The sequence below is a fragment of the Neobacillus niacini genome (genome assembly GCF_000759675.1).
Lineage (GTDB): Bacteria > Bacillota > Bacilli > Bacillales > Cytobacillaceae > Neobacillus > Neobacillus niacini_A.
In genome coordinates, this window is record NZ_BAWM01000020.1 from 299854 (window position 1) to 320186 (window position 20333).

Annotated in this window: 24 protein-coding genes; 12 read left to right on the forward strand and 12 right to left on the reverse strand. The window is 40.0% G+C overall.

Annotation, left to right across the window (positions count from 1 at the left end; translation table 11 throughout):
- Positions 1-121 precede the first annotated feature (121 nt).
- Positions 122-2161, forward strand: a complete 2040-nt coding sequence (locus tag TR08_RS11395; RefSeq protein WP_045518311.1) for a molybdopterin-containing oxidoreductase family protein — start codon at positions 122-124, stop codon at positions 2159-2161.
- Between the two features lie 72 nt (positions 2162-2233).
- Here the strand turns inward: TR08_RS11395 and TR08_RS11400 are convergent, their stop codons facing one another.
- The 5 genes from TR08_RS11400 to TR08_RS30275 all read right to left on the reverse strand — a co-directional run bounded on the left by TR08_RS11400 (position 2234) and on the right by TR08_RS30275 (position 5656).
- On the reverse strand, positions 2234-3439 hold the full coding sequence (locus TR08_RS11400) for a hypothetical protein (RefSeq protein ID WP_045518312.1): 1206 nt from the start codon (positions 3437-3439) through the stop codon (positions 2234-2236).
- Positions 3439-3909, reverse strand: a complete 471-nt coding sequence (locus TR08_RS11405; RefSeq protein ID WP_045518313.1) for an RNA polymerase sigma factor — start codon at positions 3907-3909, stop codon at positions 3439-3441. Before TR08_RS11405 ends, TR08_RS11400 begins: the two co-directional genes overlap by 1 nt.
- A 268-nt stretch (positions 3910-4177) precedes the next feature.
- Positions 4178-4498 carry a hypothetical protein gene (locus TR08_RS11410; RefSeq protein ID WP_045518314.1) on the reverse strand — a complete coding sequence of 107 codons (321 nt, stop codon included), beginning with the start codon at positions 4496-4498 and terminating at the stop codon, positions 4178-4180.
- Positions 4498-4968 (reverse strand): hypothetical protein, encoded by a 471-nt coding sequence (locus tag TR08_RS11415; RefSeq protein WP_045518315.1) that lies wholly within the window; start codon positions 4966-4968, stop codon positions 4498-4500. Before TR08_RS11415 ends, TR08_RS11410 begins: the two co-directional genes overlap by 1 nt.
- A 166-nt stretch (positions 4969-5134) precedes the next feature.
- On the reverse strand, positions 5135-5656 hold the full coding sequence (locus TR08_RS30275; RefSeq protein ID WP_052427424.1) for a DUF6241 domain-containing protein: 522 nt from the start codon (positions 5654-5656) through the stop codon (positions 5135-5137).
- Between the two features lie 335 nt (positions 5657-5991).
- Between TR08_RS30275 and TR08_RS11425 the strand changes: the two genes are divergently transcribed.
- The gene (locus tag TR08_RS11425; RefSeq protein ID WP_238579120.1) at positions 5992-6279 is read left to right on the forward strand and encodes a sigma factor; all 288 of its coding nucleotides are present in this window, start codon (positions 5992-5994) and stop codon (positions 6277-6279) included.
- Between the two features lie 3 nt (positions 6280-6282).
- A complete protein-coding gene (locus TR08_RS33135; RefSeq protein WP_238579121.1) occupies positions 6283-6426 on the forward strand; it encodes a sigma factor-like helix-turn-helix DNA-binding protein in 144 nt (47 codons plus the stop codon).
- A gap of 104 nt (positions 6427-6530) precedes the next feature.
- On the opposite strand, the gene TR08_RS33885 is transcribed toward TR08_RS33135, so the two are convergent.
- Entirely contained in the window at positions 6531-6827 is a 297-nt protein-coding gene (locus TR08_RS33885; RefSeq protein ID WP_045518316.1) for a DUF5658 family protein, read from the reverse strand.
- A 291-nt stretch (positions 6828-7118) separates the two neighbouring features.
- On the opposite strand from TR08_RS33885, the gene TR08_RS11435 reads away from it, so the two are divergent.
- Positions 7119-7547, forward strand: a complete 429-nt coding sequence (locus TR08_RS11435) for an ester cyclase (RefSeq protein WP_045518317.1) — start codon at positions 7119-7121, stop codon at positions 7545-7547.
- A gap of 47 nt (positions 7548-7594) precedes the next feature.
- On the opposite strand, the gene manA is transcribed toward TR08_RS11435, so the two are convergent.
- Both manA and TR08_RS11445 read right to left on the reverse strand, forming a co-directional pair.
- Positions 7595-8545: a mannose-6-phosphate isomerase, class I gene (manA, locus tag TR08_RS11440; protein ID WP_045518609.1), complete on the reverse strand. Its 951-nt coding sequence runs from the start codon at positions 8543-8545 to the stop codon at positions 7595-7597.
- 16 nt (positions 8546-8561) lie between these two features.
- Positions 8562-9428: an ROK family protein gene (locus tag TR08_RS11445; RefSeq protein WP_045518318.1), complete on the reverse strand. Its 867-nt coding sequence runs from the start codon at positions 9426-9428 to the stop codon at positions 8562-8564.
- A gap of 100 nt (positions 9429-9528) precedes the next feature.
- Between TR08_RS11445 and TR08_RS33890 the strand changes: the two genes are divergently transcribed.
- A complete protein-coding gene (locus TR08_RS33890; protein WP_193747722.1) occupies positions 9529-9789 on the forward strand; it encodes a glycosyl hydrolase-related protein in 261 nt (86 codons plus the stop codon).
- Positions 9790-9968: 179 nt separating this feature from the next.
- Here TR08_RS33890 and TR08_RS11450 read toward each other — a convergent pair whose 3' ends face one another.
- Together TR08_RS11450 and TR08_RS11455 are read right to left on the reverse strand one after the other, a co-directional pair.
- Positions 9969-10262: a hypothetical protein gene (locus TR08_RS11450; RefSeq protein ID WP_045518319.1), complete on the reverse strand. Its 294-nt coding sequence runs from the start codon at positions 10260-10262 to the stop codon at positions 9969-9971.
- 173 nt (positions 10263-10435) lie between these two features.
- The gene (locus TR08_RS11455) at positions 10436-11329 is read right to left on the reverse strand and encodes a GNAT family N-acetyltransferase (protein ID WP_045518320.1); all 894 of its coding nucleotides are present in this window, start codon (positions 11327-11329) and stop codon (positions 10436-10438) included.
- A 142-nt stretch (positions 11330-11471) separates the two neighbouring features.
- Between TR08_RS11455 and TR08_RS33895 the strand changes: the two genes are divergently transcribed.
- The 7 genes from TR08_RS33895 to TR08_RS11490 all read left to right on the forward strand — a co-directional run bounded on the left by TR08_RS33895 (position 11472) and on the right by TR08_RS11490 (position 17983).
- Positions 11472-11885 carry a VanZ family protein gene (locus TR08_RS33895; protein WP_370576298.1) on the forward strand — a complete coding sequence of 138 codons (414 nt, stop codon included), beginning with the start codon at positions 11472-11474 and terminating at the stop codon, positions 11883-11885.
- A 97-nt stretch (positions 11886-11982) separates the two neighbouring features.
- Complete coding sequence (locus TR08_RS11465; protein WP_045518321.1) at positions 11983-12513, forward strand: NUDIX hydrolase; 531 nt, start codon at positions 11983-11985, stop codon at positions 12511-12513.
- Positions 12514-12832: 319 nt separating this feature from the next.
- A complete protein-coding gene (locus TR08_RS11470; RefSeq protein WP_045518322.1) occupies positions 12833-13336 on the forward strand; it encodes an Lrp/AsnC family transcriptional regulator in 504 nt (167 codons plus the stop codon).
- On the forward strand, positions 13336-14544 hold the full coding sequence (locus tag TR08_RS11475; RefSeq protein WP_045518611.1) for an aminotransferase: 1209 nt from the start codon (positions 13336-13338) through the stop codon (positions 14542-14544). The genes TR08_RS11470 and TR08_RS11475 overlap by 1 nt, the downstream gene beginning before the upstream one ends.
- A gap of 164 nt (positions 14545-14708) precedes the next feature.
- On the forward strand, positions 14709-15617 hold the full coding sequence (locus TR08_RS11480; protein WP_045518323.1) for a DMT family transporter: 909 nt from the start codon (positions 14709-14711) through the stop codon (positions 15615-15617).
- Between the two features lie 427 nt (positions 15618-16044).
- The gene (locus tag TR08_RS11485; RefSeq protein WP_045518324.1) at positions 16045-17274 is read left to right on the forward strand and encodes an ATP-binding protein; all 1230 of its coding nucleotides are present in this window, start codon (positions 16045-16047) and stop codon (positions 17272-17274) included.
- 55 nt (positions 17275-17329) lie between these two features.
- Positions 17330-17983 carry an MOSC domain-containing protein gene (locus tag TR08_RS11490; RefSeq protein WP_045518325.1) on the forward strand — a complete coding sequence of 218 codons (654 nt, stop codon included), beginning with the start codon at positions 17330-17332 and terminating at the stop codon, positions 17981-17983.
- Positions 17984-18012: 29 nt separating this feature from the next.
- On the opposite strand, the gene msrA is transcribed toward TR08_RS11490, so the two are convergent.
- Both msrA and TR08_RS11500 read right to left on the reverse strand, forming a co-directional pair.
- On the reverse strand, positions 18013-18963 hold the full coding sequence (msrA, locus tag TR08_RS11495) for a peptide-methionine (S)-S-oxide reductase MsrA (RefSeq protein WP_045518326.1): 951 nt from the start codon (positions 18961-18963) through the stop codon (positions 18013-18015).
- Positions 18964-19345: 382 nt separating this feature from the next.
- On the reverse strand, positions 19346-20308 hold the full coding sequence (locus TR08_RS11500) for a 2-hydroxyacid dehydrogenase (RefSeq protein ID WP_045518327.1): 963 nt from the start codon (positions 20306-20308) through the stop codon (positions 19346-19348).
- Positions 20309-20333: the final 25 nt, after the last annotated feature.

A 20333-nucleotide genomic window follows, 5' to 3' on the forward strand; every position in this document is an offset into this window, starting at 1 on the left:
CCTTTTTCCTTAATTGATATTTTTATGCATTTGCTCCACCTTCAAAGCTGTCATATGATGATAAAAAATATACAATGATGTATAAATGGTGCCTGTCACCGAGAAGGGAGACCGACTTATTATGGAACAACATGGGGTTTTTAAATCTGTTTGTCCACTGGATTGTCCAGACCAATGTGGTTTGCTTTTACATAAGGTTGACGGAAGAGTGGTAAAAGTGGAAGGTGATCCGGAGCATCCGGTGACGAAGGGGAATATTTGCAATAAGGTCCGGAATATGACCGAAAGGATAAATGATGAAAACCGCTTAAAATATCCCATGAAGCGAGTTGGGGCTAAGGGCGAAGGTAGATTTGAACGAATCAGCTGGGATGAAGCCATCCAAACGATTACTTCTCGGTGGAAAACACTTATCCACACAGAAGGGCCAGAAAGTATCCTACCATACAGTTTTTATGGAAACATGGGGCGGCTGAATGCCGAGGGTATGGACCGTCGATTCTTCAACCGCTTAGGTGCGTCACAGCTAGAACGAAGTATATGTAACTCTGCTGGTACTGCTGGCTATAGATATACGATGGGTGGTAGCTTTGGGATCGATCCAGAAGATACAATTCATTCCAAGCTCTTCATTTTTTGGGGTATTAACGCTGCCAGTACCAATATGCATCAAGTAGCACTGGCCCAAAAAGCACGCAAACATAACGGCGCTAAAATTGTGGTCATTGACGTGCATAAAAACCAAACTGGGAGATTAGCAGATTGGTTTATTCCGATTTTACCAGGGACTGATAGTGCACTTGCAATTGGAATTATGCATATTTTATTTGCTGAAAACATGGTTGACTCCTCCTTCTTACACCAATATACAGTTGGCTATGAAGAACTACGGGAGCATGTTATCCAATATGACCCCACTACTGTTTCAGAAATAACAGGGGTTCCTGTTGAGGATATTTATAAGCTTGCTAGAATGTACGGGAATACCGCACCTGCCTTTATTCGAATTGGTAACGGACCGCAGCACCATGACAATGGCGGTATGTTTGTCCGCACGGTTTCATGTCTTCCTGCCCTGACGGGTCAATGGCTCATCAAAGGCGGCGGTGCGATTAAAGGCAATTCGGGGTACCTCTCTCTGAACACAGTAAATTTACAACTACCGAGATTATTGAAAAATAAACAGACTAGGGTAATTAACATGAACTTGCTTGGAGAAGCTTTGTTAACAGTAGACACTCCTGTAAAATCACTGTACGTATATAGCAGTAATCCTGCAGTTGTTGCTCCAGAAGGTAATAAAGTCAGAAAAGGTCTTGAGCGGGAGGATTTATTCATCGTCGTCCACGATTTATTTTTAACCGAGACTGCCAAATACGCTGATATTGTACTGCCTGCAACATCGTCCTTTGAAAACACAGATGTTTACACATCCTATTGGCATCATTACATTCAAATTCAACAGCCTGTCATAGAAGGCTTTGGGGAATCAAAATCCAATGTCGACGTTTTCCGCCTGCTGGCGAAAGGAATGGGATTTGAAGAAACTGCATTTGAGGAAACAGAAGTAGAAATGATTGCACATGCACTTAATCAACCCTCCAATCCCTATTTGGATGGAATTGATTATGAAACTTTAGTAGAAAAGCAGTTTGTAAAAGCAAAGGTAAAACCATTGTTCCCTGGCAAATTACGGACACCAAGCAGGAAAATTGAGTTGTACTCCAAGCGGATGAAAGCAAATGGATATCCTCCACTGCCAACTTATATACCTATCGTTATTGACGGGGATCATCCCTATCAATTTATCCCAGCACCAAATCATAATTTCTTAAACTCCACCTTTTCAAATAATCAAAAGCACATCATCCTTGAAAAGGAACCTCGCTTGCATATGAATAGAAAGGATGCCGAGGCTTCGGGGATTGAGGACGGGGATCAGGTTCGAGTCTGGAACCAGCGAGGGGAATGTCTGCTAAAAGTAAACGTTGGAGAAAACGTCCTCCCAGGAGTAGTCGTCACCCAAGGTCTCTGGGCAGATTTAGAAGGCACAAAACAACTAGTCAATAAACTAACACCCGACCGAATCGCGGACATGGGCGGCGGCGCTACCTTCTTCTCTGGCAGAGTCAGCGTAGAAAAAATATACAGTGATGCATAAATGGTGACAGGCACCGCTCGAAAAACCCAAGCGATACTTCTCGCTTGGGTTTTTTCGGTTGTAAAGGTGTGCTTAGAGTGAGAGATCTCCCACGTTTTGTAGTGCGGCTCCTGTTTCTTGTTTTCCTTTTTCTTCTTCTATTGTACCTGTATTTAGGCGAATGACATTTTGAAGGGCTCCTTTTAATTTCTTCTCACGTACGATCACTTCCCCCAGAACATCTAATGTTGAAACTTTGGATCGAAGCACCTCTTCGCTTACATCACCATCGAGGGTGAGCTGGCCATTGACTATAAAATTAACTGGTTGATCTAAAGCGAGGAATTGATCGTTTGACCATACTTCTTCCCCATCAATGACCACAAAGGAATTTTCGTAGGACAATACTTCTGTTTCCATCAGACTCAAACGTTCATAGACTAGGTCCTCAACTTCCTCGTTGCAAATGATGACAGAAGTAGAATGTATTTTTTCGATTGCTTTCGTTAGCATATCTCTTGATACATTACTCTCAATAATAACCGGTTTATTTGTAAACCATTTTTTCTGTTGGAACCTGCGAATCGAACGGGCATTTAGACGGAGCGGTTTCCCCAAAACTTCATACCCCGCTGGAATCACTTCTACTAAACAGGTTGTTAAAGATGCTACTTTTTTATATAAATACGATTCTTGATTCTCAAATAGAGAGATTTTCCCGTTCACTTCCAACTTACTAATTTTTTCATTAAACAGATCGACATTAAGGTCCTGGGCAAATGTAAGCATTCCATTCACTACTAAATATAAGGACTCCTCTATCGATTGTAAGAAGGAATTCGTCAGTGTGAATTTACCGTTTTCCAACCTAGGTGGTGCACCATGATAGGTTTCAACAGCTCCTGAGCCTTTTGAAAGCATTTTTCCTGCAATGCCAGAGAGATGTGAAGGGCAATAAACTTTCCCGTTTACCATCATTTTTAATTGCTCTGCTTGTACTTGGTCTGCCTGAACATTTTTATCAATAATAACAATGCCATTTACTAAGAGAAAAACTGGCTCGTCGATCGAAGAAAGATAGTTTTGATCGAGATTAAATAAGCCATTAAAAAGGCGGTAACCAACCGGAACCTCTAAACTCGACCCGATATTGCCTATATTTAATCGTGTTAATAGATGTGCATTTTCTTTCCCATAAATAACAAGTCCTACATTTTCAATCCGTTCAATTCCTTTTACACTTTCTTCCGTTGCATTCACCAAATTTAATAATCCTACATTTCCAATTCGTTGACTCATTATTTTTCCTCCTCCAAAATCTTTCTTAATCGCTTGATAGCGAGAGCAAGCTTATACCGTACCGTTGAAGCGGGAAGACCTAACTGCCCGCCAATCTCCTGACTTGAAAGGCCTAACCAATATCTTTTAAAAATTAAATCACTTAAATCCTGTGGCAAATGTGAAAGTAACTCGGTTATTTCCAAGTGGCCTACACCAGCCTCCTGTATCGAAAAATCAAAGTCATCCTCCCACTGTGTCAATCGTTGTTCTTTTCGCCGATCATCAATCAACCTGTTTTTCATAACACGGAAAAACCATGCTCGCTGCTTATATTCTGGAAGGCGGAGCAGCTCTGGTTCGTTAAGTGACTTTACCATTGCATCTTGAACCAGATCATTTGCCTCCTGCCCATGTCTAGCAATAGATCGGGCAAAACGAAATAGATCATCTTTTAACGCTTCATATAAATCACTCACTTCGACTTTCACAATGACCACTCACTTTTATTCATTTTTATTTTTCAGTGAAAATCTTTGTATTGCTTTGAAGAATTCGATTGTTTTTGCTGCTTTCATTTAGATAACGATTGAGGAAAGAAAAGTGTTGGAGAAATTTATAAAAATTTTTTTAAAATATAAAAAGTGGATTTTTCTATAGATTAATATAGAAGAAAGATTGTGCCAAGAAAAAAAGACAAGTTCCATATTGTTATGGTTCTTGTCTTGATGGATTACTTACTTTCTAACTCTAATGGTCTTAGCTTTGCTTCAATATCTGCCCGACGAGGTTCCAAGATTCCGTTAACATATGGACCGTTTTGTCGGGAACGGCTACGGTCAAGGTAACAGGCCCCAAACCTATTATGGCATTTTCAACCGGGACATCACTTCCGACCCAAGGAACACCAGCACGAACACCCTCTTCACCGTTATCCGCCACTAAAACTAAACGAGTGCCCTCAAAATCCAGGGAATCGCGGTTGTTTCGTTTCTCAATCAGCCCATGTTGGATTCCAAACTGCTTAAAACGTCCTTGGACAAAATGACCGATTTGTCCACTGGCGGTGACAGGCACCATTACTGGTTATAATCCCAAACGATTTTCCACTCGTCTTTTTCCTTAACTGCAAAAACCTCTTGTTCGAGGTCAAGGTTACCGTATTTTCCTTTGTAGGTTTGGGTGACGAGGATTTTGTAGACGTTTTTCATGGCTGGTCCAGTTTTGGCCATTTTCCATTGTTCAATTTTTTCTGGTTCACTCATTGTAAAGTCAAACGTTTCAACGCCAAAGTGGTTCATGAACACGTGAGCCCGGTCTTGGATATAATGCCCTTTGCTGAATTTTTCTTTCATGGTGGAATGGAAAAGTTTCCAGGACGAAGCAAATTCCCCCTCCTGTTCATACTGATAAAACTCCTCCACTACAGCTACTGCCTCATTATCGTGTGAAAACCAAAAACCCCTTACCAACATAAAAACAGTAACGATGCAGACAAGCAGCACGAATCCCATTACTAGACCTTTAAACGAAGCAGATTTTCTAGACATGGACTTCTCCTTTAATACAGACTACATATACTAAAGACTATGTCCACACACGTCGAAATATTAATTAAGTTGATTGCTAAACACATGCCCGTGGTAAAACGATTCCAACTGTCCACCTCAGGTGGAAAGTGTCCACGGGCGGTGACAGGCACCATCAGGGGCACCATCAGCGAAATTCATCCTCGATATATTCTAGTTCTTCCTGGGGAGTGAGGAGCCGGGTAGCTTTGCCGATGTTTCCTTTTTGGTAGGACCAAATTTGGTTGTGAGCGCTTACGGCGTTGGTGAAGTCTTTTCTTGTCCAAGGTTCTAGGATGTCTAGGAGCATTTGCTTATTACTGCTATTTTTGAAGGCTTTGTTTTTTATTACTTCATATAATTTCTGGACTTTATCAGCGGTGATCTCTGAGGCACCCCATTTTTTGTCCGCCTCCACCTTTTGATGGGTCATATTGTGAACTTCTTGAATTAGTTCCCCTTCACTCATGGTTTCATATTCATCCGTTACTTTACTTGATACCGGGGCAGCAAAGCTTTTATCGATTTTTGTTTGTGCCTCTTTCGTCGCAACGGGATCATTTTTCTTAAAGTTCAATTTGAGCCCGCCATCATCACTTAAATAAAAATAGACTGCCACAATACAAGCTAGAATCCCAATGATAGTACCCGTCACTCCAAATTTTTTCATGGTGCTTTCTCCCCTTAATTCTATTTATGTATCTATCTCGTTTTTGGCAAAAGCCCAATTTTTATTAATTATACAAAATTATGCCAAATACTTGTACATTATTGTTTTGCCAAGGTTTGAGATTTTTGCGAAAAATAAAAATCGTAAATTAATAGATAATTAGATAATAAGGCAAATCACCTTACTAAATTCAATTAATCACGCAAAACGTGATTGTTCTGACAATTTTCTTGTAGTAATGAGATTTATATCTGTTCGCTGCGCCATGATTTTCCCTATATGGTAGAGGTACCCGGGAATAAATCGAAGAGCGAGCTTTCTGAAAGGGACAATCCTTGGAAAGCTTTGAACAGTTAGCCATCCAATATGATCCAATGATTCAACGGATCATTTACTCACTTCACATTTATAAAAATAAAGATGAATTTCTCCAGCATGGGCTTATCGCCCTGTGGAAGGCAAGCAAGCGATTTGACCCCGCAAGGAACTATTCCACTTATGCGTATTACTATATTAAAGGCTATCTTCTAATGGAATTGACTAAACTAACCATGGAAGCGGAGAGAGTTATTTATCCGAAGGATGAATTCTGGGAGAATGCAGTGGCTCCCTATTCGGAGTAGCTGTTGGAAGAGGATATTCTAGTATCCTACTGCCATAGACTGACACCCAATCAAAGTAAATGGCTATTACAAACAGTACTTGGAGGCTTAAGTGTCAGTGAAATCGCCGAAAAGGAAAAGGTATCTATATCTGCCGTAAAAAGCTAGCGCAAAGGAGCGCGCGATAAAGTGAAGTTTGTCATGGCGAGACACCCATAGAAATCTCCAAAAGCCATACTAGAAAGGTGCCTTCCAAAATAATGGATAGACACCTAAATCAGAACAACGAGCCAGTAACAATGGAGAAAAAATATCAGGGTATAGAAACTTGAGGCAAAGACGGTGAGTCCCTTTGTAAGGGAGGTGGTTGGTACCTTTTTAAAAAGAATAAACAAGTAGAGGCACAGTGAAAAACCCATCTTAGTAATCAGAAACAAAGCCGGATCTGCTTCATATATTTTACTCATGAGCGGGTTCATTTCTTGTATGAATGAGTTTTCCAATCCAAAGTAAGTAATGATGGCATCAAATATATTTAAGAGTGATAAATAATGAAAGAGTAAGACCACAGTATCCTCACCTTCTAAATGTTCCTAATAACGAACATCATATAAATTTCCTTTTTGATGGTATGATTTCCTTCCTAATAGAAAGATAATCGTTAGACAATTTCCCCTATAATCTCCTTAATATCAATAAATACTCCTATTATGAAGCAGCATTGCCCTTGAAAATGGCGTTATGGAGTCGAAAAATGGCAGTCACTAAAAGAAAGTCTCATCTTCATCCCAAATTACGTTAGTCACTGTCATAATATGTTAAAATAAGGAAAGATAGAGGGTGAATGTGGAGGAGAAAAAATGGTCAGTATTGAAAAAAAGATAACCGCTGAAAGGTGGTTTAACGAATACTTTACAAAGGGTGATCTAGAAGTTTTAGATGAACTAACAACACCTGATTTTTTATATCATTCAAGAAATGGTGACAATTCAAGAGAAAAAATGAAGGAGTTCATGACATGGTATCGTTCTGTTTTTCAAGACGATGAATGGGTGATTGATGATTTAATTGAGCAAGGGGATAAATTAGTGGTTCGTTACACTGGCTGGATGACGTATAAGGGCGGATGGTTCAATATCCCTTCCGAGAACCAGCGTGTAAAGGAAACGGGTATCATGATTTTTATTTTTCAAGAGGGTAAAGTGAAAGAGCTCTGGTGTGAAAATAGTGACGCTGCTATTCTTTATGAATTAGGTGCTTTAACCCAAAATGCTCATACGGTTTTTTAAAAAGAAATGCTCAGAGTCTAAAACTCTGAGCATTTCTTTTTAAAAGATTACGTATGGGAAACTATAAATTCTGCATTTCCATCAAGTTCAAACTCTCCAAATCCGATTGGAAGGATGAAATGTGTTCCTTTTTTCAATGGATAACGCTCTCCAGCATGAACCAGTGCTCCGTCACCGTTAATGACACTTACGAGAAGATAGCGTTCAACAGACGAGAAAGTTGCTTTCCCATTGACTGACCATTTGTAGACCGAGAAAAAATCAGATTCAACAAAAGTCGTTATGGTTGCATTTTCACGTTCCTCGACCTTAGGGGTAACTCCAGTTTCTAGATGAGGAACGGTGGTGACATCAATGGCTTTATCTAAATGAAGCTCTCGCAAATTCCCTTCCGCATCCCTGCGGTCATAGTCATATACCCTGTATGTAGTATCCGAGCTCTGCTGCGTTTCTAATACAAGCGTTCCTTCACATAAAGCATGAATGGTCCCACTTGGAACATAGAAAAAGTCGCCTGGCTTAATTTTTACCCTGCGCAGCAGTTCATTCCATTTTCCATCATTGATTTGATGGATTAATTCCTCTTTTGTTTTAGCGTTGTGACCAAAGATCATATCCGCTCCTTCTTTACAATCAAGGATATACCAACATTCTGTTTTGCCTAAATCACCATTTTCATGAGTTTTTGCATATTCATCCTCAGGATGTACTTGAACAGATAAATCTGCATTGGCGTCAAGAATTTTAGTTAATAAAGGGAAAACCTCATCTTTTGGATTTCCAAATAACTCAGGTTGATTTTTCCAAAGCTCGTCCAAAGACATACCAGCATATGGACCATTTTCTAAGACCGATGGACCATTTGGATGAGCAGAAATAGCCCAGCATTCCCCTGTTATGTCTGTTGGAATGTCATAACCAAATTGAGTTGCTAAGGCAGTCCCACCCCAAATTCGTTCTTTAAAAACTGGTTTTAAAAATAATGGCTGTTGCAAAATGAACCCTCCCACTGAATTAGTTATTCTCTTGAAGTGCTTGCTTGGCTAGCATCAGTGATCCTGTAATTCCAGCGTAATCACCTAGACCAGGACTGACAATATAATCAGATAGCTCCGGTAAATGAACATAATCAGAAACAAATTCTTTCAAAAACTTAAAAATAGTAGGAAATAATTGCTTTTGATGCATGACTCCGCCGCCAAGGATGATTTTTTTCGGAGAAAGAATCAACACATACTGCATGAGAGCTTGAGCAATGTAGTAGCCCTGCAGGTCCCATACCTCTGGCCTGTCTACTAGGTCGATTCCCTTAGCACCCCAACGTTCCTCTATAGCTGGTCCTGCTGCAAGACCCTCTAGGCAATCTCGATGGTATGGACATTTTCCTTGATACTCATCCTGTGGATGACGTCTAACGAGAATATGCCCCATTTCCGGATGGGATAATCCTTGAAGGAGTTTGCCCTGGACAATGGCACCTGCTCCTATTCCAGTCCCAATTGTTATGTATAAACAGCTGTCCAATCCCTTCGCTGCACCGTGAGTAACCTCGCCTAAAGCAGCTGCATTCACATCGGTATTGAAACCAATTGGGATCCCGAATTCTTTTTCTAGCGTTTTTACGATCGGGTAATCTCGCCACCCCGGTTTAGGTGTCGAGGTAATCGAGCCGTATTCAGGGCTTTCCTTGTTCACATCTATCGGGCCAAAGGATCCCACTCCAATCGCCTCGAGCTCGTAGCCCTTAAAAAATTCAATTACCTTTGGCATCGTTTCCTCTGGGATAGTTGTTGGTATCTGAATTCGTTCTATGATTTTGCCTGATTCAACTCCGACAGCACAAACAAACTTCGTACCGCCCGCTTCAATTCCACCTAACATCTCTTCACCTCCAAGCAATTTGGATCAACATTTACTATCAAAACCCTCCACTCATTATACTAAAAACAGCTCATTAATATAATGTATAAAAACTCGATCTTTGAGCTTTAGTTTCTTACAAGGAACAAACAACACTGCGGTACTGAGCACACTGAAAAAGGCTGAAAAAGAAGATCGCTTCGTCCTAAGATTCTTCAATCCGACAGAAACCGAATGTCATGGCTCATATACCATAAACCTTTCAGTCGAACATGCGCAAGAAGGAACCCTAAACGAAATACCAATTGCACCACTTAGCTTAGAAAATAATCACATTAACGTACCTCTAAAACGAAACCAAGTAAAGACAGTATTATTCTAACAATGAGAGGTGTCTATCCACTCATGAACAGGTGATTTACTCAGTTAATGGTTATAAAAAAAGACGAAGGATTGTTTAACGGTGACAGGCACCAATTAGTTCTGAATCATGTAAAAAGAGAAGTGCTTTTTGGCACTTCTCTCTTGTTATGCTCTGGGCTTACCACTTGGGCTAGCTTCTTACAGTTTCCATTCTGGAAAGTCTTTTATCTTTTGTTTTTCATACTCTGTCATTCTTGAGTACGAGTGTGACAGTTTTGACAGGATGTACCCCTGAGGGCTCGAGGTTTCTTTTTGATTGCTAACCTCTTGAAGATTAATATTGGTAAACATAATGGCGATTTGAGCTAAACTCTCGATTGTTTCCATCAATTCAGGGTTGTCATTGTAATTTTTCTTGGCAATCACATAAACAGTATCCAGCCGGCTCCTAATGTGCTTTAGCGTTTCTGTGTCAAATTGGTCTTTTTTCATTACATTTCACCCCTTATTACTAAAGCATATGGAATTTCAGGGTATATGGAACGAAATAAAATAAATATATATTAAAAAGAATAATCTGGTTTTAATAGAAAAATTCTATTTTACGAAAAAAAGGCATTTTCTCTATTACAAAAGAGAATATGCCTTTTTTCAAACATTATTCTTTATAAAATATATTGATAGCAGACAACGGCCTCTACCTGTTTAAAGCCCTCCTGAATATATAGCGCCTGTGCCCGTTCATTCTCTCCGTTCACACTAAGAATGGTTCTTTTATAGCCCTTTTCCTTGGCAAACCTTAAAGAAGCTCTCAGCAAGCTTCTTCCTAAACCGCGGCCTTGGTACTCAGGCAAAATGGCGACAGGTCCGATATTCATGATTGGTGCACCATCATATTCATCATCGGCTCCTCTAATAACTCCTACAGGTTTTTCCTGATGGAAAAGGACCATCATGCCGCCTTCAAGGTAATCTTCATCGGTTAGCAGCTTTATCACACCCTCAGTTGTAAGTGGTGTTTCACTGCCTTTCAGCGTTGAAAAAGAAGCATTTCGTACCTTACGCCAATTTTCTTCATCCTGTCCTTGACGAAAAGTTCTAAGTTCATAACACTCTGGCAGATCGACTTCAGGTACCGCTAAATCCTCTCTTACAAGTAGGAAGGCGTATCTTTCCACAGAAAAATTCAAGCCTTCGATCATCTCTATCAATTTTTTATTTACTACTGGAATAAACAGAAAAACCTTATCTAGGCCTGTCGTATGTTTTAAAACAGCCTGTAGCAGCTGCTGATAGCATTGAATATCTACGATTTCAGAATGAAAGATTCGAAACCGAGCCCTTTTTCCACGTTTATGATAGTCATCCATTACCAACGAAGCCGTTCCGATGATTTCATCCTGCTGATTTAAAACAAGATAAGTAGGATTTTCATCACTTACCTCAAACTCCCGTAAATCAAAATCATACAAATAAGAATCATCAACCTCTAATCTATGCTTCTTACAATAAGAAACAAAGTCGCTAACTCTCTCTTCTTCTAAATATACAATCCTCATTATTGCTTCCCTCCCTACTAATACAATACGGTGCCTGTCACCATTTATGCAAATTGTCATCATTTATGCATTCATTCATGTATGAAACGTCTAGTACCCGTTCAAACTGTGATTGAAAAGGGGATTGAAGATTATGAGAAGTATGTTTATTTTCGTATGGTACGCGGCCATTTTGATATTTACGTGTACAGCCAGCTTTCATGATTTGATCCATTTTGGTGTGTTGAGGTTTCGTTGGGACGGTCATCCAACATTTTCTGAATTCCTGTCACCATTTCCCACGGATTTTAGTAGAAGCTTACTATTACAGAAAATTGGACATATTATAGCATTTCAGATTCTAACTTTCCTTTTGCTACTAAAATTCAGATCTCAATTAATCATCCTGTTTTTAGCAGCCTCCTTTGCCTCGCTAACCGAATTTCTCCAATTATATTTCTCCCGAGGTGGTAGAGTTTTTGATATCGGATTTGATTTAATAGGGATTTTGGTTGCATTAGGGATGGCAAGTTTTTTCAAGATAACACCATCCAGACAAATCGAATTGAAAAAATAAGAGCTATTAAAACTACTACCTTTCCTTTTCCCTTGTATTTCCTCAATTCTTAGGCAAAAATAAATAGATTAGGACATATAAAAAGAGGTGTAGTTTAGTGGAGTGGAAAATTAACAAAGTTCAGAAAGACCAAGTAGATAGATTTGAAATTGTTCAGGAAGACGTAACCCTGCCAAATCAAACAGATATGCATTTCTCTTATGTGAATTTTTCAAAGGGAGTATGTATTTTGCCAATCACCGAAGAAGGAAAGGTCATTTGTATTCGCCAATATCGTCATGCAGTAAAGGAATGGCAATGGGAATTACCTGCAGGAGCCATTGACCCTGAAGACAAAGAACCTCTTTCCGCGGCTAAAAGAGAACTTGAGGAAGAAACAGGCTTCCAAGCAAAAAACTGGATAGATCTAGGCAGTGTTTACCCCTCACCTGGGTCCACGAGTGAACAAATTTTCCTTTTTGCTGCGACCGATCTAATAAAAAAGGAGCAGCAGCTTGAAGCTACCGAACAAATAGACTTACATATAATAGAAATGAACGAATTAAATCAATTAATTAATAATGGAGAATTCAAACACGGAGCCGGACTTGCCGCCATCCTACGATACCTGATAAAAAAAGAACATTAATGAAAAAAAGGTTTTTAGCACAACACGTGCCAAAAACCTTTTTTGGGTTTAAGAAAAAAACTCAAACACAAACTATTCACTAGTGGTGACAGCCACCATGACATCTACTCTATAACGTTGACCACCAAATCATGAATTAGCCACACGGCATCGAACCATTTTACTGTATAGGTGTTCTCGAAGTTTTTAACTTCTTCCCTTCCTTCTGTCCGCCTCAGGTGGACAGTGTCCACAAGTGGTGACAGGCACCGTATTTTATTTATTCAAACAATGATGTATTATAGTAATATTAAATTTTAACGTTTGAGGGGGAAATATGATGAGGTTGTCTGGTGATGAGTTGGAGGTTCTATCGATTCTTGAGGAGAATCATAGGATTCCTGTGGAAGATATTGCTTTGATGGTGAATTCGAGTGTTGATGATGTTAATGCGGTTATTAAGAAGTTAGAGGATGAGAAGGTTATTGTTAGCTACCCGGCTTTGATTGATTGGAGTAAGGTGGCTGGTAAGGAGAACATTGTTGCGATGATAGATGTCAAGGTGACACCGAAACGCGGCGTTGGTTTCGATGAAGTAGCGGAAAGAATATATCGTTTTCCTGAGGTTACTTCTCTATATCTTATGTCCGGTGCCTATGATTTATCGATTACCATTGAAGGAAAAACAATGAGCGAGATCGCTCGTTTTGTATCGGAAAAGTTGTCGACGATTGATAATGTTATTTCCACAACCACTCATTTCATGTTAAAAAAATATAAACACGATGGCGTCATCTTTGGTGAAAACAATGAGCGAGATCGTCGAATGGTGGTTTCACCATGATGAAGGAACACAAACACTATTTAGCTGAAATGGTGAAAGAACTAAAACCATCTGGAATCAGAAAGTTTTTTGACCTGGCTGCCTCCATTAAGGGCGTCATTTCCTTAGGTGTCGGTGAGCCAGACTTTGTCACCCCATGGAGCATACGGGAAGCAGCGATTCTTTCTTTGGAAGAGGGCTACACTTCGTATACAGCAAATCCAGGATTGCTAGAATTAAGACAGGAAATTTCATCCTACTTACAAAAGCGATTTGGGGTCAAGTATAATCCTGTCGACCAAGTGATTGTGACGGTCGGTGCCAGCCAAGCCATTGACCTAAGCTTTCGTGCCATTCTAAATCCGGGGGACGAAGTACTGATTATTGAACCGGCTTTCGTTTCTTACGCACCATTAGTTACCTTGGCAGGCGGTAAGCCAGTACCGGTTTCAACCCATCCGAGTAATGGGTTCAAGCTTACACCGGAACAAATCGAAAACGCCATTACCACCAAAACGAAGGCAATTTTACTATGTTCACCAAATAATCCGACGGGAACCTATTTAAACAAAGAAGAACTTATAAAAATTGCAGCGGTAATAGAAAAACACGATTTACTCGTGGTTTCAGATGAAATCTATGCAGAATTAACCTATGATGAAGAGTATACAAGCTTTTCCTCTCTTGAGGGCATGTACGACCGAACCATTTTAATCAATGGCTTCTCCAAAGGATTTGCGATGACTGGATGGCGATTAGGTTTCCTAGCAGCCCCAAAACCGTTCACTGAACAAATGGTGAAAATTTTACAATATACTACCATGTGTGCTCCTCATATGCTGCAGCATGGTGCCATCGAGGCATTACGCAACACGTATCACGAAGTGGAAAGCATGAGAAGAAGCTACCGAAGAAGACGGAATTACATTGTTCAATCATTAAACAACATGGGATTGGACTGCTATACTCCAGGTGGAGCATTCTATGTCTTTCCCTCTATTAAAAAAACTGGTATGACCTCAGAACAATTTGCGGAAGAGCTTTTACTAGCAGAAAAAGTAGCCGTTGTCCCTGGCAGTGCCTTTGGCGAGAGTGGCGAAGGCTACGTTAGATGCTCCTATGCCACTTCGATGGAACAGCTTCAAGAAGCGGTAAAACGAATCAAACGGTTCATGGACTCACTGGAATCGAAAGCAAACCGTGCACAAGAGGTATATTCAAATAACTAAACGTCAACAAAACGTCAACCTCCTTTTCTACAACAAGGACTTGGCGTTTTTTGTATCTGGTGAGTTTTGTTAGTAATACCTACATCACTTTTATGATAAGATTCATTTATATTATTTCAATTTAATAGGGACCACCCGCCATCTATCAAGAAAAGAGGAAAGAAATGAATCATCAAGATAACTCCAGATCTATAGTCTTACCACTTATCATTTCAATTGTTGCGATATCGTTTTCAGCAATCTTTGTAAAATGGTCAGATGCACCTGCTTCGATTCTGAGCATGTATCGCATGATGTTTGCAAGTCTATTAATGCTTCCTATCGTCTGGAAAAACCGCGAAGAATTTAAAAAAATAACCAGAACAGATTGGTACTTTTTATTTTTTTCAGGTCTCTTTTTAGCCTTACATTTTGTCCTTTGGTTTGGTTCGTTAAAATTAACCACCGTTGCCAGCTCGACCATCATTCTTGCCCTGCAGCCGATTGTCTCATTGGTTGGCGGCTACTTCCTTTTTAAGGAACGAACAACAGCTTCGGCATTGATGACAATGGGAATCGCCATTATTGGAGCGATGATGATTGGCTGGGGTGACTTTGCTTTAAGTCAGGACGCCATCCTTGGAGATATCCTTTCCTTTTTAAGTGTCATTGCCGTCGTTGGCTACTTATTGATTGGTCAAAGCATTGTGAAAAAAGTATCCCATTGGATTTATAGCTTTTGTGTGTTTTTCATTGCAACGATCATTCTATCAATCTATAACCTTAGTACCAGTGTTTCATTTAGTGGATATCCGGCCATGGAATGGGGAATTTTTCTTTTACTTGCTACCGTTCCGACGGTCAGTCACATCATCAATAACTGGCTCTTAAACTATGTCAATGCCACAACGATTTCAATGAGCATTTTAGGTGAACCTGTTGGTGCCACTATATTAGCAGTCTTGTTGCTGGATGAGCACCTTGCCAGCTGGCAAATTGCCGGTGGAATGCTCGTTCTTCTCGGTGTCTTTTTCTTTTTAATGCAGCAGCAAAAAAAGTTTCATATTAAGGGAACCGTCAAGAGCGGGACTTGAAGAAAACCTCCATCAGGTGGTGCTGTACGGGGAGCAAGCTTTCGTACACCAGAGGAAGGTGTTCTTGCACAACTTCAGCATTTGTTTGCTTATGCTACAACGGCTCCATTACCAAACCAATACCCGCTGGTTGACCCCCGCTTCCATCTTGTAAATAGCGGATCTGCCACAACATGGACCGCCTTAAACGGAAAATGGGCTGTACCAGGCACCACCTACGGACAATCAATCTTGAACTTATACAGAAGAATGGCCGAAGCGTAATTATCATATATAGATAAATTAAAAAAACAAAAGCCAGCATATAGCTAGGCTTTTGTTTTTACTACTTTAACCTTGAAAATAAGTATATTGCACTATTACTCTATTAATATTTTTACGTTTCATGATATGATAATAGTAAATTCAGATAATTAGAGGAAACTGTATGAAAAATTTGGGACAAGTTACACTAGTGTTAATATCAGTGCTATTTTCCAGCTTCCAAGCCATCATGGATCATGACCATTTCTTTACAGTAGACTTTCTTATTTTTACAACGATTGCCTGGCTGGTTGGGTGGCAATATGACCGAGCGCGTTTCTTAGGAAAAAAAGCACGTGATAGTGAAGAAAGCTATAGAAAATTAATAGATTCATTGCCTAATGCCGTTATTATTCACCAAGATAATCAGGTTATCTATGTAAATAAGGAAGCAGTTTCTATGGTAGGTGCAAAGCGTAAGGAAGAAGTAATTGGTACCTCTATTTTTAACCATATTTTTCCAGAATACAAAGAACGACTGCTAGAACGTTTGAAACAAGTAAAAAAGGAAAAATTACCATTAACCAATATTGAATACAAATTTATTAAGTTGGATGGTTCTGTTTTTGTCTTTGAAGGCTCATCTATGTTCATTACATTTGGTGGAAAAGAAGCTATATTGTCAATTGGAAAAGATATTACAGAGAGAAAAGAACAAACGGAACAACTCCTGCAAAAATCAGAAAAATTGGCTCTTCTCGGTCAAATGGCTGCAGGCATAGCCCATGAAATCCGAAATCCACTTACCTCCATCAAAGGCTTCATTCAATTATTCAAAACAGAGAAACATCAAGTTGAATACTACGATATTGTGTTATCAGAGCTTGACCGAATCAATGACATCGTGGGAGAATTTCTCGTACTCGCAAAACCAACCGCTGCTGTTTTTGCTGAAAAAGATGTGAAGGAATTAATTAAAGATGTGGTAACCTTAATTAATACTCAATCGATATTAAATAACGTTCAAATCTTCGTTGAATTCGAATTCGATTTACCCAAGATAAGCTGTGAGGAAAACCAATTAAAGCAGGTTTTTTTAAATTTGCTAAAGAACGCAATAGAAGCCATGCCTAACGGCGGTACCATTGATGTAAGGGTGAATGTAAGGGAAGAAGGGAAAATTTCCATCCAGATAATTGATCAAGGAGTTGGAATTCCAAAGGAACGAATTCCGACCCTCGGTGAACCCTTTTATACAACAAAGGAAAAAGGAACAGGCCTTGGTCTAATGACCTGCTATAAAATTATTGAAAGTCATAATGGTCAATTAACGATTGATAGTGAAGTAAATGAAGGAACAACAATTGAAATAATTTTGCCAACAATCACGCAGCCAGTCTTTAGCCTATATTAAAATAGAAGTAGCCCTTCATTGTAGTAAAATAAATACCAAGGAGTCGAAGTGAGCATTGCACAATAGAGAAATTATTTATTTAAGCAAGGGTTTGCCTAAAAATAGTGTCTATAAGGACGCAACCTATTTATCCGGAATCTGGAAAGAACAATGTGAAGAGCTTTTTGTGGGCTTTGACCAAATAAGTGGCGATCAGGTGGCGAACCCTGAGTATCATGGTGGTTCAGAGCGAGTAGTCTGCGTATATCCCTTCGAACATTATGCACATTGGAAAAATGTATTTGATAAAACACTAACCCCGTCTGCTTTCGGAGAAAATCTTACTGTGTTGGGCATGAAGGAAGACCAGGTTTGTATTGGAGATGTTTATCAGATTGGCGAGGCTGTGTTACAGGTATCTCAAGGTCGGTATCCCTGCTCCACCATCAATAAACGGAATAACAATAACCTTTTATTAAAAAGAATTGTTGGTACCGGATATACCGGCTATTTTTTCAGAGTGCTGGAAGAAGGAAAAATAACAGCGGATTCTCAAATAAAAAAGCTGGTTTCACATCCTGAGCAAATCACCGTTTCTTCCATCCATCATCTCTACTTCCATGATCCATCACCCTCCATGGAAGTGATTGAAAAAATAGTGGGTATTGAAGAGTTGGCTGGTCAATGGCGAAAGTATCTCCTTGATTTAAAAGAGAAAATTCAGAGATGACAAAACTCCCAGGGGGTAACCCTGGGAATTTAATAGGTAAACAGCTTTAAGAACTGACCATATCCTTCTTCTTCAAGTTTATTCTTTGGGATAAACCGGAGTGCCGCCGAGTTAATGCAATACCTTGCACGGTCAGGACCCGGCCCATCATCGAACACATGACCGAGATGGGAATCGGATGTTTTGCTTCGAACCTCAATCCGCCTCATTCCATGGGAAGTATCAAACCTTTCTTCCAATTCTTGACGCCGTAACGGCTTCGTAAAGCTTGGCCATCCACAGCCGGCATCATACTTATCGAGAGAACTAAACAGCGGCTCACTTGAAATGATATCTACATAAATACCTTCTGCAGTCTGATTCCAATATTCATTTTTGAACGGAGGCTCGGTTGCATTCTTCCTGGTTACTTCATATTGAATTGGTGTCAATTCTTTCTGCAGCTCTTCATCACTTTTACGCTTTTTCCAGTTTTCACGTATGAATCTTGCCCGTCCTGAACCCTCTCGATAGTGGTTATAGTGGAAAGGCATCTTTTTATAATAATCCTGATGTTTTTCCTCTGCTCGATAAAAGGGACCAGCGGGCAGGATTTGCGTTACAATCGGCTTTTGGAAACGACCGCTAGCAGCAAGCTTGATCTTTGAGTCCTCCGCCATCGCCCTTTGTTCTTCTGTATGATAGAATATCGCTGCCCGATACGATAGTCCGCGATCATTAAATTGTCCGCCCTCATCCGTCGGGTCAATTTGCTGCCAGAATATCTCAAGCAATTTCTTATAGGGAAAAACAGCAGGGTCAAAAGCAATTTGAACCGCTTCATAATGCCCGGTAGTTTCCGAGCACACTTCCTCATAAGTCGGATTTTCCTTATGTCCGCCTATATAACCAGAAATCACTTCCTTAATCCCAGGCTGTTCATCAAACGGCGACACCATGCACCAGAAACAACCACCCGCAAACGTTGCCCATTCCGTCATTTTACCAACTCCTTAACCATGTTATTTTCGTCTATCCGCCAGTATTTCTCGTCATCCACCCAAACAAACCCAATTGATAAATAGAAATTTCTTTATTTTCCAGGAAATTTTTTGTCGTAAAAGGGAGGTGGAATTTTCCATATCTCAACACAATTCTACTTCAGCATTTCCTCAAACCAATAGTCTAACCTGCTTTTACGTAAACTCGGTTTGCCGCTTCTAGAAAGCTCATGATTTTCTTCCGGGAATCTTTTTTTCAATTAAATGATTAATAAAAAGTCTTACAAACCCTTTTGTAAAAACGACCTACCCTAATGTTGAAGAAGAATATTGTCGATAAAAACCGAACCCTGAGCTGTAAACTCAGAGTCATTATAAAAAGTTAATTAACTATATTTTTCGGTGTTTCTCCCTGAAGACCTTGCAGCAAATTTTCTGCGGCGAGTAACGACATTTTTAGTCTAGTATTTTTGCTTGCACTTCCGATATGCGGCAGGGCGACAACATTAGGCAGGCTGAGCAGAGGGTGTTCAGTGCTCACTGGCTCTTCTTCAAATACATCTATGCCTGCACCCCAAATCTCCCGATTCTTTAGTGCATGGTAAAGGGCTTCTTCATCGACGATTCCGCCACGAGCGGTATTAACCAAGACAGCTGTTTGTTTCATGAGTGATAACTCTGCAGCACCAATGTAATTCTTAGTCTCATGTGTAAAAGGCATTAACACACAAATGAAGTCTGATTCACGTAGTAATCTTTCTTTGTCTGCGTACTGAATATCAAGCTGTTCCTCTGCTTCAAGCTTTCGTGAGCGGTTATGATATAAAATTTTCATATCAAACCCTCTCGCTCTTTTTGCCAGCGCCTCTCCAATTCTGCCTAACCCGAAGATTCCCAAGGTTGCCCCATATATATCCTGCCCGGTCAATTGCATTGGCGACCATGTTTTCCAGTCTCCCGCGCGTAAGTAATCTGAGGCTTCTACCAATCTCCTAGCCGTGGCCATTAACAGGGCAAAGGTTAAATCCGCAGTAGTCTCTGTTAATACTCCGGGTGTATTGGTAACCAAAATTCCTTTTTCTGTCGCTGCAGCTACATCGATATTGTTATAGCCAACGGCCATATTGCTAACGACTTTCAATCTCGTTCCCCGATTTAGAAGTGGCTTGTCGATACTTTCGGTTAATAAACAGTAAAGACCATCAACATCCTGAATCTCTTTTTCAAGGATTTCTCTGGGTACTGGTTCCTCTTCCTTATCCCACATTTTCACTTCACATACTTCTGTTAATCTTGTAACAACAATATCCGGTAACTTCCGAGTTATGTAGATTTTCGGTTTCAAGTTAGTTTTCACTCCTTTACTTTTG

What these genes read in the sequence shown, in the direction of transcription:
- TR08_RS11475 (WP_045518611.1), top strand. Translation starts at nt 13,336, where the DNA reads ATGAAGGAACACAAACACTATTTAGCTGAAATGGTGAAAGAACTAAAA.
- TR08_RS11445 (WP_045518318.1), bottom strand. Translation starts at nt 9,428, where the DNA reads ATGTTAGGTGGAATTGAAGCGGGCGGTACGAAGTTTGTTTGTGCTGTC.
- TR08_RS33895 (WP_370576298.1), top strand. Translation starts at nt 11,472, where the DNA reads ATGTTTATTTTCGTATGGTACGCGGCCATTTTGATATTTACGTGTACA.
- TR08_RS11450 (WP_045518319.1), bottom strand. Translation starts at nt 10,262, where the DNA reads ATGAAAAAAGACCAATTTGACACAGAAACGCTAAAGCACATTAGGAGC.
- TR08_RS11470 (WP_045518322.1), top strand. Translation starts at nt 12,833, where the DNA reads ATGAGGTTGTCTGGTGATGAGTTGGAGGTTCTATCGATTCTTGAGGAG.
- TR08_RS11410 (WP_045518314.1), bottom strand. Translation starts at nt 4,498, where the DNA reads ATGGTGCCTGTCACCGCCAGTGGACAAATCGGTCATTTTGTCCAAGGA.
- TR08_RS11435 (WP_045518317.1), top strand. Translation starts at nt 7,119, where the DNA reads ATGGTCAGTATTGAAAAAAAGATAACCGCTGAAAGGTGGTTTAACGAA.
- TR08_RS11395 (WP_045518311.1), top strand. Translation starts at nt 122, where the DNA reads ATGGAACAACATGGGGTTTTTAAATCTGTTTGTCCACTGGATTGTCCA.
- TR08_RS11455 (WP_045518320.1), bottom strand. Translation starts at nt 11,329, where the DNA reads ATGAGGATTGTATATTTAGAAGAAGAGAGAGTTAGCGACTTTGTTTCT.
- TR08_RS11400 (WP_045518312.1), bottom strand. Translation starts at nt 3,439, where the DNA reads ATGAGTCAACGAATTGGAAATGTAGGATTATTAAATTTGGTGAATGCA.
- TR08_RS30275 (WP_052427424.1), bottom strand. Translation starts at nt 5,656, where the DNA reads ATGAAAAAATTTGGAGTGACGGGTACTATCATTGGGATTCTAGCTTGT.
- TR08_RS11485 (WP_045518324.1), top strand. Translation starts at nt 16,045, where the DNA reads ATGAAAAATTTGGGACAAGTTACACTAGTGTTAATATCAGTGCTATTT.
- msrA (WP_045518326.1), bottom strand. Translation starts at nt 18,963, where the DNA reads ATGACGGAATGGGCAACGTTTGCGGGTGGTTGTTTCTGGTGCATGGTG.
- TR08_RS11415 (WP_045518315.1), bottom strand. Translation starts at nt 4,968, where the DNA reads ATGTCTAGAAAATCTGCTTCGTTTAAAGGTCTAGTAATGGGATTCGTG.
- TR08_RS11480 (WP_045518323.1), top strand. Translation starts at nt 14,709, where the DNA reads ATGAATCATCAAGATAACTCCAGATCTATAGTCTTACCACTTATCATT.